This is a genomic window from Psychrobacter proteolyticus (assembly GCF_038155145.1).
Lineage (GTDB): Bacteria > Pseudomonadota > Gammaproteobacteria > Pseudomonadales > Moraxellaceae > Psychrobacter > Psychrobacter proteolyticus_B.
On record NZ_JBAKAY010000001.1, the window covers coordinates 315462 to 328763 of the forward strand.

Genomic DNA, 13302 nt, shown 5'->3' on the forward strand with positions numbered 1-13302 from the left:
GTGATATGTATGCCAAATGATATTGATTTAGTCAGGTAGATTTAACCAGACAGGCGTTAATGGCGCATCTGGCAATAAACTTTGAAAACGTTCAGGATAATAAGCATTGATAAAATACAATCCATCACCTGAAGCGGTAGGTGGTGCAATCGTCCGGTCCTTTTTATGCAAAATATTCAAAAAATCTGCTGGCTCTAGCTCATGTCTACCAATGGCATATAATGTGCCCATCAAATTGCGAACCATGTGATGTAAAAACCCATCTGCTTGTATATCAAAAACGATAAATTGGCCATGAGCAAAAAGATTGGCATGGCTAATCGTGCGTACTGGCTGATTGGATTGACAGGCTGCAGCACGGTAACTGCTAAAATCGTGTGTACCGACGATATCAGCTGCTGCTTGCTGCATGGCTTTCAAATCAAGCGCCTCATAAATATGAGTCACTTGATGATTTAGTATGGCGGGGCGCTGTGTTTGGTTGAGCGTAATATAACGATAGCGACGAGCAATGGCACCAAAGCGCGCATGAAAATCAGCTGGCATGGGTTGTATCCAGCGTAGAGCAATATCATCGGGAAGCAAACTATTTACACCGCGTAACCAGTTATGAGTTGGGCGATACGCATGAGTTGTAAAATGGGCAATCATATTGCTCGCATGTACGCTGGCGTCAGTACGCCCAGCTGCGATGACTTCTACAGGCTCATTGGCAACTTTGCCGATAGCTGTCTCTAAGGCTTCTTGTACACCCAAAACCTCTCGTTGCCGTTGCCAGCCATGATAATGAGTTCCTAAGAACTCAATAGCAATCGCTAAAGTGTAGGTTGGTGCAGTTTCAATAATTTCAGTCTCAGACATTAGGGTTTCTAAACTTATAAAATGGGAGTTAATTAAAAGTCGCTTAGCGCTTTTTGATGCTAGTGCCAGTTTGACTGATATTGTTCAACCAACGCTGTCTGCGTCTTGCAGGACTATCATAGCGAAGTAGCAACCATAGTAATCGGGCATAAATAGCAGGTATGGTCAAACGCCCACCAGCAATGACATGATGCTCGTACTGCCAACTGCCTGCCGCATAACTATCGCTGACGCCACCAAATGGACATTGACTGGCCGATATCACCATATGTCCACGCTCATGAGCAAGGGTTAGTGTCTCTGCTAATGCAGCTGAATAAGGGATGTTACCGGCGCCAAACCCTAATAGAATAATGCCACATGGTGGCTGCGACAATAAAGCTTGTAGCTGGTTGTTTATCATCGAAACATCGTTAGGTAGGCAATATAGCGCATGAACACTCGTGTTTTCAGCGCGTGTTTGAATACTGGACAGCAAGTCTTGTTGGTCATCAAGCCAATGTTGCCTACGAGTGTCAGATAGAATTTTTATATAGCTATTGGCTGGATAAGCGGCGCGGGAATGACCAGTAAATGCCATCAGATCATGGCTGTGAATTTTCTGTACCGTTTGAGCAGGCCATGATTCGCCGCCAAAACTAATTTTCACGCCTGACTCACCAGCAGCGGCTAGTTTTAATGAGTCGTTGAGATTGCCCCAAGCATCGCTATGTTCGTCGATGTTATAGGAATGCAATATTTCACTGTCTAATAATGGGCGCATACTTGCAGTCAGAACAATACAAATATCACTACCTGCAAAAGCTTCTGCTAAAAATGCGCCTAAGTAACTCAACGTATCCGTGCCAGTGATGAGTACAAAGCGTCTATCACCTTTGGTATAAGCATTCAGTAGTAGTTGATAGAAGTGCGCAAAGTCGTTAGGGGTAAGCTGGCTGCTGTCTTTGATCAGGGTGTTTTCTAACCATGAGACTGTCGGTAAATTATTCGTACTGTCTTGTGCAGATAAAAGTTTTTGTAGAGTAGGCAAAAACACTTCTGCTGATAATGGCGCTAAAGGTCTGCCATAGCTACCAAAGGTACCGCCAGCATAAATCAGTTGAATAGGGTCGGATAGATTTTTGAGCATAACAGAAGATGGCATAGTATCAACACAGTAAACAAGTATGGAAGAAAAGAGGTGCTGGAGAATTGAGCAACGATGGCTAAAGGGTTCAATAATAGATAGTATTAGAGTTAAATGCAAAAAAAATCAGCAAGCATCCCGTGATTAGGAAGTACTTGCTGATAAGAGACTATACTATTAACTACGCAGTACGTTCAAGTAGTAACTGTGCTTGCTGTTTCTGTTCACTATTACCTTGAGCTATCACCTCATTGAGTAGACGCTTTGCACTGTCATATTCACCCAGATGTAAATATTGATCTGCCAAGTCTAACGTCACTTGATTACTGTCTAATGACTTTACGAAATCAAAATCTGCTGCGAAACGTGATGAAAAATCTTCTGCTGATTCAGTTTCTTGAGGCGTGATAGAAGTATCACTCTCAACTGGCGCAGCTGTAGAGACTGGGGTAGTGACCGATGGAGCGTCAAATAGAGAATCAGCATCGTCAATATTAAAATCATCGTCTATCAGCGTATTGTCATCAAATCTCAATGATGCAGTAGGTGCGACATTCGATTCTTCAACATCATTAAACTCAATATCATTATTGAGTAATGGTTCCTCAAGGTTAATATCTACAAAGCTATTTTTTTTAAGAGTAGTGTTTTCGGAGGCATTGCCTTCAAAGTCAATATCCTCAAAAATAAAGTTATCGATATCATCACTATTTGTTTCAGTAGTAGGTAGTTCATCACTTAAGGTAGTATCTATATTATCCGATGTATCTAGGTTATCTAGAGATAAAGCAAAGTCATCCTCACTGTTTTGAATAGTATCGATAGAGTGTTCTTTTGTATTAGAATCCTCTTTACTAGTTACGGCTATATCTTCATCTACATCGGCTGATAGATCGTCGAAGTCTAAGATAAACTCATCTTCTTCTAGTACTGCTTTCTCATTGTCATTATATGAGAGATTAGTGTCTATAGTTGATTCATTCGAAGTATCATCAAATGAATCAAAGTCAAAGTCACTGAGTTCATCATCTTCATTATTACTAATATTATCGTTAGCAGAAGTCTCTAAAACGTTGTCGTTTACGTTGTCCAATGGTATGACAGGCGTTTCATTTGTCGTATTAGGCGCATCGAAATCATTCTCTAAATCGCTGAGCGTCAGATCAAAGCTATCATTCGAAGTTTCGGTAGTAGGATTGACACTGTTAACTTCGTCTGACACTTCTAAGCTGTCGATAGGCTCATTTATTGCAGTATTGTTAGTGCTTTCAACAACTGAACGACTAGACATTACATCGGTATCAACTTTACTCGGCGGCAAATCAAAGTCTATACTTTCAAAGTTAGTCATATTTTCTACTGGTAGTTCTTGAGCGACTACTGGATTCTGTTCTTCGAAATATAAACTCTTTAGTTCATCAGCATGAGTAATAGTACTCTCGTCATTGTACGTTTTTATAGACGCATAAACATTATCAAAGTCTTCTGGCTGATTTATCGTAGCGTATATGCTTAGTAATTTAAGAGAAAGTGCTCCATCATTAGGTTTGTCACTTAAACCGCGTTCGAGAGTTTCAATTGCTTTATCATAACGTTGCTGATCCATAAAACGCTGAGCAATGGTAACGTGATCAAATTTATTCTCATCAATTGCAATATTTTGGGTAGGAGCACCATAATCTACTTTTGACGTTGGGGTAATTGTGTTTCTTTCTGAATTTGTAGGCAATTGTACTGACGATTTTTGAGCTTTATTTTTACGTAATAAAAAACCAGCTACTAATAAAATAAGTACCAATCCAGCGATGATATATAGCATATTGTCCATAGTTACTCCTACGCCTGTGATCACAATCTCTTGTGTTGATCAACCAGACAATTATTGATTACGTAATTTTTTAAGACGAGCTTGTAGCTCAGCCAGTTTTTGATTCTGTAGTTGAAGCTTTTTAGTATAACTATTAAGAGCGTTACTAGTACTTGATAAACGCTGAGCTTGTGCTGCAGTTTTCTGCCTTGTGGCTTTCAGAGTTGCCAGTATATCGGTGCTCAAACCACTCCCAGTATTTGAAGCTGATTTCGTTTGAGTTCCATCTGCATTACCGTCTCGCCCGGGCGCAAGCACAGAAAACTGCGCTTTTGGTAATATTTGCGTTTTAGTAATCACTACTTTCTTAGGACGTTTGGCCTTGACTGTTTGAGTGCTTTTGGATGGTTTCTTAATAGATTTTTGAGCTGTTTTTTGCATTGCAGCCGTATTTGCTCTACGAATATATTGTCTTTGGGCATCGATGGCCGCTTCTAGATTTTTCTGTGACGGTATGACATCGTAACTGGGTAGACTGAGCTTAGCATCTGCTTTTAATTGGTCCGCATCTCTATTGATAAAGGCATCAGGGTTTTGTGTTTGAATTTGCTTCATCACAGTTGAAGTATCTAGGTTATTTTCTTGCGCTATCTGTTGGGCAATGATCCATAGACTATCGTTACGTTGTACTTGGTATTGATTAACTGTCGAACTATCTATTGCTATGTCATTTGAAGAGGTATTATTAATAGCGCTATTAGGAGTTTTCGAAGTTGTATTGTCAATAGAAGCTGCAATGACGCTAGTATCATTGTTCTCAGTATTGCTTGCTATGATGCTAGTAGTTGGAGTAGGTACGGGTGATGTATCAGCATCTGTTTTCTTACGACTCGGCTGTATCTGCCGTATGACTTGAATATTTAGAGTGTCGAGTGGTTTATCAATTAATACTTTATCTAATATTGGAGTGCTTTTTATACTTGCCTTATCGCTATCGTTGTCAATAGCTTTCGTAGGTTCAGTGCTGTTATTCGCACTCAAAGCACTGCTATCTAAACGGTTTGATGAACTAAGGCCGTTATCAGTATTCTTTGCATTACTGATAGTATTTTTTATATCAGAATCACTATTTAAACGCCCATTATCAAGCCGACTAGGTGCGTAAGTAAGATTGCTAGTCTGCGAAGTAGCTGTCACTGTCGGGGCTTGTATGTTAGATACTGATCTGGAAATAGAAGAATCAACTGCTGCTATGTTTGCTAGAGCTGGTTGGTTTTCAGCAGTGTTAGATACTGATATTAGTGGCGGCGGCGCACCTTTTCTTACGGTTAACGGTTTGACTGTGCTTGCAGAAACACTAGGTAAATTAGGTTTTTTTGTACCTTTGACAATGTTTTCTGGAGTCTTATTAATCGGTAGACTATCGTTTAACGGCATTAATAATGTTTTTGGTACAATATTTCGCTGTCCATTATCATTGATCGATAATACCAAATCAGCAAAAGGCTTGGACACGGGCTGTGATGTGCTGATTAATACCTGACCACTGGTTGCTGAAGTTGCTTGAAAACGCACATTCATTGAATCAGTCGGAGTCAATCCCATCTGTTGATAGATAACTGGATTGGCCAAGCTCGCTGAAAAGTCAGCCGCTCGTATGTCGGTGACCACGATACTTGCGTTTAAAGGTTCATGTTGAGCTGAGCTAACGACTGTCTTACCGATAGTTGCAGCTTGCGCGCTTGGAATAATAGCGGCCAAACCTACAGAATAAAGTAATGCCATCGATACCGCGCGATGTACAGGAGTCAAGCGACGAGATAAATGACAAGACATGAGCAGTCCTTTACAAAATAAGTTATCTTTGCTGTTATAACAAAGTACGGTTTAGTTTACCAGTTTATTTCACAACTGTTGCGTCCAATGCATAAATGTTTATTTAATGTTCAGCTTATTTTCTTGTCAAGTAACATCGCATCGCCATAACTAAAGAATCGATATTCTTTTTCAATAGCATGTTGATAGGCCTGTTCAATCGATGCTTTGCCAGAAAAAGCTGATACCAACATTAGCAACGTCGATTTGGGTAAATGAAAGTTTGTTAATAGTCGATCGATAACACCGAATTTAAACCCTGGATAAATAAAGATGTCTGTGTCCCCTGACCAGCTAGAGAGTGCTTGTCCATTAATAGCCGTTTTTTGATACGCCGTTTCAAGGACGCGAGTCACCGTGGTGCCAATAGCAATAACCTTATTGCCATTTGCATGCGTTTGATTAATCAGCTCAGCAGTTGCTTGTGGCAGATGTGCAGACTCACTGTGCATAGTATGATTGAGTAGATTGTCTGTTTTAACTGGTGCAAAGGTACCGGCGCCAACATGCAATGTCACAAAAGCAGTATTGATGCCTTTTTCTGCCAACTTATTGAGCACCAATTCATCGAAATGCAAACTTGCTGTCGGTGCAGCGACACTTGCAAGCTTAGCAGGGTCATGAAATACCGTTTGATAACGAGTATTATCGGTGTCATCGGCATGACGTTCAAAGTAAGGCGGGATAGGTAGCTCACCATAAAGTTCTAAATCAGGCAAAATTGGCGCATCAAAGGCTAAAATAAACAAGTTATCCTGACGACCAATCATCGCGCCACTCATATGACTATCGGCAAGTTGAAAACGTTGACCAAGTTTCAGTGCTTTGCTGGCTTTTACATGGCAAAGGGCAATATGTTCTTGGTTGACTGACTCATTATCTGAATCTTCTAAATGCAGTGTTGCTATATCTAAGTCTGAGACATTAACCAATCGCTCAATCAAGACCTCAAGTTTACCGCCAGTGTCTTTCTGACCGAATAGGCGTGCCTTCATCACCTTTGTATCATTAAATACAATCAGGTCTCCAGCGTCTAACAATTCAGGCAATTCAGAAAACAAACAGTCTTCTACAGGCGTAGCATTTGTGTCAATGTGAGCAGGCAAGTACAAAAGTTTTGAAGCAGAACGCTGTGCCAATGGATATCGCGCAATCAAACGATCTGGTAGGTCATAGTCGTAATCTTCCACGCTTAGATAATCTAAGACGTCACTATTGTTATTGGTATCAGGCGGAGTATTAGAATCGGAAGATGCAGTGTGAGCGTTGGTCATAATCAGTCTTTAAATGGATAGAAATTTTGGCATAATTGTAGCAGAAATACTGCTATAAAAGGTTGCTTTACTAAGTAGTCACCGTGCACAAAACATATTTGAATAGCCTAAGCGAAAGTAATAGTTTTCAACTGTTCTAATGTTTATTACGTTAGTCTTTGCTTATTTTACTCAAATAAATTTAATTGAGGCAATAGTTGGGCTGCAGGTGTCAATGAAGAAAAAGTCACCCCGACTAATCGGATAGGGAGCTGGCGCGGAATATCTAAGAATAACTTGTCTAACCAGTAATGAGCAGATTCAGCACTACTAAAAGCGGTGGTCAGCGTGTACGTACGGGTAATCTGAGTAAAGTCGGCATACTTAACCTTGAGCGTTATAGTATGAGCGATGAGATTTTTTTTGTGCAGTTGCGCGAAGGCATCCGCATTTTGTTCATAGATTTGTACACGTAACGCCGTGTCATCGTTTAGGTTTTCTCTAAAAGTAGTCTCCGAACCAACAGACTTATGCAGGCGCTCAGACTTGACAGCGCGTTCATCCCGACCATGAGCGATATCATGATAAAACTGTCCTCGCTTACCAAACTCATTAATCAATACTTCGGCTGACATACGGCGTAGATCAGCACCGTTAGTCACGCCCATCGCATGTAATCGTCTTGCCGTTGCTTTACCTATCCCATGAAATCGTTCAATAGGCAGTGTATTAATAAAAGCATCAGCGTCTTCTGGCGTAATAATAGCGGTGCCGTTAGGCTTATTGATGTCAGAGGCAATCTTGGCCAACATCTTGTTGAAGGACACGCCAGCAGAAGCAGTCAATCCTGTATGTTGCAATATTTGTGCTCTTAACCAATTGGCCATCAATGTCGCTGAGCCTTTATGTACGGTGAGACCAGTGACATCGAGATAAGCCTCATCTAGCGATAATGGCTCAACATGAGGCGTTAAGCTGTACATTATGTTGCGAATATCGCTGCTAACAGCTTGATATACTTCAAAACGTGGTCTAACAAATATGACTTCTGGACAACGTTTGCGAGCCTCATAACAAGACATAGCTGAGCGCACTCCAAACTGACGAACCTCATAGCTAGCCGCTGCTACAACACCGCGACCATTTGGATCTCCACCAACCACTAGTGGCTTGCCCCGTAATTCTGGGAAGTCACGTTGTTCTACACTGGCATAAAACGCATCCATATCTATATGAATGATTTTACGTGGATTGGATGCTGTAGGAGTTTTCATTATTAATATTTTACATTACTCAATACTTTTATTTCAGTATCGATTATTAAACGGTAAAGGTTTTTTTCGAATATAGAACTATAAAAATATGGCAATATGTGAATAATTTATATATCAATAATTAAATATAGTGTAAGGTTAATAGTCAGAGATATATGGCGGTAAAACACTAGTAAATTTAATATAGTTAACATATGTTCACTAAGAGATATTCAGTATGGTGTATACCTTAAGTTTTTCAGATTTTCTATACCGCCTGTCTGAATATTATCGCCTTCCATCATGAATATTATAGTTATATGTTACAGTTCTAATGCTATCGTTTTACAATATATTAACCACAATAATCAATAGTTATGAAAGTAATAAATGGTCTTTTATAGGAATTGTATTTACCTGATAAGACATTGTTTATAGCTCATACCAAACTTATAAATTGAGTACTGGTAAATTAACTTTCTAAAAAAATAGTAATGAGAAAGTTCAAGATAAATAAGGAGCTGATGATGAGTCATGAATTAAAAGGGAGCGATTTGACACGAGCAATGCTAGCGCGGGGTGATAAAAAAATATGGTGCGCAGTGTGTGATGAAAGCGATGAACAAGCGATGATGGATCAGTGTGGTAATGATTTTACAGCCTATATTGTGTCATTTAATGATGGATATTTTTATTGTAGTGCTGGCATGCCATGGAGTTATGCGGTACCGATTAAGATAAGCGCTGTCATGCCATTTGAAGTATCGATATAAACGAGCTAGGAATTTATTAAAAAATATAAATAATAAGCACAAAAAAACCTCCGATAAAGGAGGTTGATTTGTACTAAATAATGGTACCAGTGGTCGGACTCGAACCGACACGCTTTTAAAGGCAACGGATTTTGAATCCGTCATGTCTACCAATTCCATCACACTGGCATGTTAGGTGATAATAGTTATTGACTAAATATTATCTAATTGGGCTACAGTGTTGACTGTATAGGCTGCGTATTATAGCAGCCTATTTACTTGCGTCAAGTATTATTTTATACAATTTTTCATTTATTCTAATGATGCTAAATAGCATCATTCTAGCCGACAAAGGCACGCTCAACTGCGTAATCTGCTTGCACACCCATACGTGGTGAAACAGTTAGGCCAAAGTCATCTAAAATAGCAGAAACCTCAGCATTAAACGGCATGCTGCCACAAAGCATGACACGGTCGTCGTCTTTATTCATTGGCGGTAAACCAATATCTTCGAACAATTTGCCTGATTTCATCAAATCAGTGACACGACCTTGGTTTCTGAATTCTTCACGCGTAACGGTTGGATAATAGATGAATTTTTCGCGGAACCATTCACCAAAGATTTCATCATTAGGTAGCTCATTTTCAAACATTTCACGATAAGCCAAATCATGAACATGACGTACGCCATGCACTAAGATGATTTTGTCAAAACGCTCATACACTTCAGGGTCACGTGCTAGTGACAAGAAGGGAGCAAGGCCAGTACCAGTAGAGAGCATGTACAGGTTCTTACCTGGTAGCAGATCGTCCAATACTAGTGTGCCCGTTGGTTTTTTACTGACTAACAGCTCGTCACCTACTTTGATATGCTGTAAGCGTGAAGTTAACGGACCATCTTGAACTTTGATAGAGAAGAATTCTAAATGATCTTCATAGTTAGGGCTGGCAATTGAATAAGCGCGTAGCAGTGGCTTGCCATCAACAACAAGTCCAATCATCGCAAATTCGCCATTACGAAAGCGCAAGCCATCGTCACGAGTGGTTTTGATACTAAATAGAGAGTCATTCCAGTGATGAACCTCTGTGACCGTTTCGGTGCGAAGTTTTGACATAAAGTCCTCGTTAATAAGTTGTTATTTGTGTGTTAAGTTTGAATAAGTATTAAATCAGAATTTTCAATGTTAGATTGAACATTATAAAAACGTATCAGTCTTTTAATCGTTGTCGAAACTGCTATTTTTATGAACGAGTAAATGATGAATAAGCGTAATACAGCTGTTTTATCAGCTTATGTACAACCAACTATTACGTTATTAGACATAGTAAATTTGCGTCAATGATGACAGCATTACCGGTCATATCGCCCAAATGTAAATGACTCTCATCAAATTTCTTGCTCATAATACCAAACTTTAAAATAAAAATCCGTCTAGCAGTGATTGTCTAGCATGATAAAATGGAATATCGTTAGTGAGTAATTTTGTATCATTTGGCAAAACTGCTTGATCAGGGCAGTTTTGTATTACTGGAGTTGGTCTATGCTTGATGAGAATCCACTATTAGATAACTACCATCAAGCTCCTGTTATTGGCTATCACCGTGCTCCGCTATCACAAAAATTCGGTGCGCCGCGCCAACCAAACCTGGTCGCTTTGACTAGTGTCATTGAGATGTTAGCGCCATATGATACGCCAGCTGCATTTGATGGTTTGGATAAGTTTAGCCATATATGGGTGAGTTGGCAGTTTCATTATAATTATCGATATAAAAATAACAATGAAACCAGTACTAGCTTTCGCGCTCAAGTACGCCCACCAAGATTGGGCGGTAATCAAAAAATAGGGGTGTTTGCCAGTCGCAGTATGTATCGTCCTTCAGGGCTAGGCCTATCTGTCGTCAAGCTCGAACAAGTCAAAATAGTTCAAGGTCGTGTATTATTAATTATCGAAGGCGCTGAGATGATAGATGGCACGCCAATCATCGATATAAAGCCATATGTGGCCTATAGTGATGCACTGATTCAGACAGAGAATGGATTTGCACCAACCGCTCCAGAGTTATTAACTGTGACCGTGACCGATGCAGCTAACGAGCAGTTTATGATGCTAGTAAGCGCAGGCCAGCCTAGTGATGTTAATAACAATGATACAAGTATTAAAGACGCAAACACTGGATCGAATAGTACAGCAGTTGCGTCTACGATTCATCGTATACAAAATCAATTAGTAGCCTCAGATATGAGCATAATCAAAGAGTTAATTGCCCAAGACCCGCGTCCAGCTTATCGTCGGACAGAGATCGCTACGCCATTCATTATGCGCTATAAATCGGCTGATGTGAGTTTTCAGTTGATAGAATCAGGACAGCTACAGATAATCGCTGTGGTTACGGTGTAGCTGGCTTGCATTGGTATCGTTTTTGACAACACATTTTAAAACAATAGAAGAAGAGAGATATGTCTGCTCAACAGTACTCGATAGTGATTGATTTGCGTTGGTGTCTAGATGAGCTATTGGCAGATAAAGTGATTGACCAACGCGGCTATAACCTAGTCATTACTAGCCGTCGCGACAAAGCGCAGCATCCTTTACTAACGATTAGTGAATTTGGCTTGCCGAATGGCCATGCGACGGAAAATAGCGCTGAAAATAAGTTAACTTTGGCTTGGCTCAACCAATGGTTGGCGGCTAAAGCAGATATGTCTCTCGTTCGTATTGACCCTCTAAAAGTTGATGTCCCTGCAGTCACACAATTGATGTCATTTGAATATGCACGTTCACAGCATATTCTACCGATTGAAGTCGCTGTAGACGAAGTGATTATTGGAACGGATCAGCCTTTTTATACTGACTGGCACTCAAGTATTGAAAAATTGATCAAATCAAAAAGCTATCGTACGGTCTATATCAATCCTGAGCAGATTAAACGCTATCGGCAAGAGTTCTATCAAGTCACCCAAGCGATTGCAGGCGCAAATAGTGTCCATAAGCGTGCAGCTGCCGATGTGACCAATGTCGAAGCATTATTGCAATTGGGTGACAATACTAATCCTGATGCCAATGACCAGCATATTGTTAGAGTGGTTGATTGGCTGTTGCAATATGCCTTTGAGCAACGAGCTAGTGATATCCATTTAGAGCCACGTCGTGAGACAGGTAAGGTTCGCTTCCGTATCGATGGTGTACTCCATACGGTGTATGAGATGCCATTGGCAATCATCGTCGCGGTGACCGCACGTATCAAAATTCTAGGACGGCTAAATGTTGCAGAAAAGCGTAAACCGCAAGATGGTCGTTTAAAGACGCGAACGCCGAAGGGACTAGAGACAGAACTTCGTTTGTCGACTATGCCAACCGCTTTTGGTGAAAAATTGGTCATGCGGGTGTTCGATCCTGAAGTACTGGTGCGCTCCTTTGCTCAGCTTGGTCTATCAGGCAAGCAGCTTGAAACGTGGCATGAATTGACTGCTCATCCAAACGGGATTATTTTGGTCACTGGGCCTACAGGTTCGGGTAAGACCACGACCTTGTATAGTACCCTCAAGCAGTTAGCGACTGAACAAGTCAATGTCTGTACCATTGAAGATCCTATTGAAATGATTGAACCTGCATTTAACCAAATGCAAGTAAATCCAGGTGTCGATTTAAACTTTGCTGACGGCATTCGCTCTTTGATGCGTCAAGATCCTGACATCATTATGGTAGGGGAGATTCGTGATGCTGAAACAGCCAATATGGCAGTACAAGCCTCATTAACAGGGCATTTGGTGCTCTCGACATTACATACTAACGATGCGCCAAGTTCAATCACTCGTTTGCATGATTTGGGTATTCAGCCATTTCTGACATCAGCAACTATCTTAGGCGTAATGGCACAGCGCTTGTTACGTACGCTATGCCCGCATTGCAAAAAATCGGTAGACGTTGTGCCAGACAGCGAGGTTGCCATTCAATGGCAGGAGTTGGTACAACCTTGGCGCGCACCTGCCCCAGCACAAATTTATGTGGCTCAAGGCTGCGAGCATTGTCGACACACTGGTTATCAGGGACGAGTCGGCCTATACGAGATTATGCCATTGTCTAACGAATTAAAAAAACTGGTTGCAGCCGATACAAACTTAGATGTACTCAAACAACAAGCCTATCGTGAAGGTCTACAGCCATTACGTTTATCAGGGGCAAAACGTATTAGTGAAGGCGTGACAACCATAGAAGAGGTGATGCGAGTCGTGCCTCTTAATTAACTATTGTATTAGGATGTGTATCAAGACGTGCATTAGTGAATAGGTTTTTAAAAGTAGGAAATACGATGCCACTTGAAAACAGCTTCCTTCACAGCAATCAATGCAAATAAGATTTAAATTTTTAATTCC

Annotated in this window: 10 protein-coding genes and 1 tRNA gene; 3 read left to right on the forward strand and 8 right to left on the reverse strand. The window is 40.6% G+C overall.

Features of this window, described 5'->3' with window-relative positions; genetic code table 11:
- Positions 1 to 27: 27 nt before the first annotated feature.
- The 6 genes from truA to dinB form a co-directional block, all read right to left on the reverse strand.
- The gene (gene truA, locus V6252_RS01250) at positions 28 to 861 is read right to left on the reverse strand and encodes a tRNA pseudouridine(38-40) synthase TruA (RefSeq protein WP_341608957.1); all 834 of its coding nucleotides are present in this window, start codon (positions 859 to 861) and stop codon (positions 28 to 30) included.
- 43 nt (positions 862 to 904) lie between these two features.
- Positions 905 to 2005 carry an asparaginase gene (locus V6252_RS01255; protein ID WP_341608958.1) on the reverse strand — a complete coding sequence of 367 codons (1101 nt, stop codon included), beginning with the start codon at positions 2003 to 2005 and terminating at the stop codon, positions 905 to 907.
- Between the two features lie 163 nt (positions 2006 to 2168).
- Positions 2169 to 3815, reverse strand: a complete 1647-nt coding sequence (locus tag V6252_RS01260) for a FimV/HubP family polar landmark protein (protein WP_341608959.1) — start codon at positions 3813 to 3815, stop codon at positions 2169 to 2171.
- A gap of 51 nt (positions 3816 to 3866) precedes the next feature.
- Positions 3867 to 5630 carry a peptigoglycan-binding protein LysM gene (locus V6252_RS01265; RefSeq protein ID WP_341608960.1) on the reverse strand — a complete coding sequence of 588 codons (1764 nt, stop codon included), beginning with the start codon at positions 5628 to 5630 and terminating at the stop codon, positions 3867 to 3869.
- A gap of 110 nt (positions 5631 to 5740) precedes the next feature.
- Positions 5741 to 6943 (reverse strand): tRNA preQ1(34) S-adenosylmethionine ribosyltransferase-isomerase QueA, encoded by a 1203-nt coding sequence (queA, locus tag V6252_RS01270; protein WP_341608961.1) that lies wholly within the window; start codon positions 6941 to 6943, stop codon positions 5741 to 5743.
- 167 nt (positions 6944 to 7110) lie between these two features.
- Positions 7111 to 8196 (reverse strand): DNA polymerase IV, encoded by a 1086-nt coding sequence (gene dinB, locus V6252_RS01275; RefSeq protein WP_341608962.1) that lies wholly within the window; start codon positions 8194 to 8196, stop codon positions 7111 to 7113.
- Positions 8197 to 8702: 506 nt separating this feature from the next.
- On the opposite strand from dinB, the gene V6252_RS01280 reads away from it, so the two are divergent.
- Positions 8703 to 8948, forward strand: coding sequence for a hypothetical protein (locus V6252_RS01280; protein ID WP_201572470.1), 246 nt, complete (start codon positions 8703 to 8705; stop codon positions 8946 to 8948).
- A gap of 81 nt (positions 8949 to 9029) precedes the next feature.
- Here V6252_RS01280 and V6252_RS01285 read toward each other — a convergent pair.
- Both V6252_RS01285 and V6252_RS01290 read right to left on the reverse strand, forming a co-directional pair.
- A tRNA-Leu gene (locus V6252_RS01285) sits at positions 9030 to 9116 on the reverse strand.
- Between the two features lie 152 nt (positions 9117 to 9268).
- The gene (locus tag V6252_RS01290) at positions 9269 to 10042 is read right to left on the reverse strand and encodes a ferredoxin--NADP reductase (protein ID WP_201566849.1); all 774 of its coding nucleotides are present in this window, start codon (positions 10040 to 10042) and stop codon (positions 9269 to 9271) included.
- Positions 10043 to 10468: 426 nt separating this feature from the next.
- Between V6252_RS01290 and tsaA the strand changes: the two genes are divergently transcribed.
- Both tsaA and V6252_RS01300 read left to right on the forward strand, forming a co-directional pair.
- Entirely contained in the window at positions 10469 to 11326 is an 858-nt protein-coding gene (tsaA, locus tag V6252_RS01295) for a tRNA (N6-threonylcarbamoyladenosine(37)-N6)-methyltransferase TrmO (protein ID WP_341608963.1), read from the forward strand.
- A gap of 59 nt (positions 11327 to 11385) precedes the next feature.
- Positions 11386 to 13173 (forward strand): GspE/PulE family protein, encoded by a 1788-nt coding sequence (locus V6252_RS01300; protein WP_341608964.1) that lies wholly within the window; start codon positions 11386 to 11388, stop codon positions 13171 to 13173.
- The last annotated feature ends 129 nt before the right edge of the window (positions 13174 to 13302 follow it).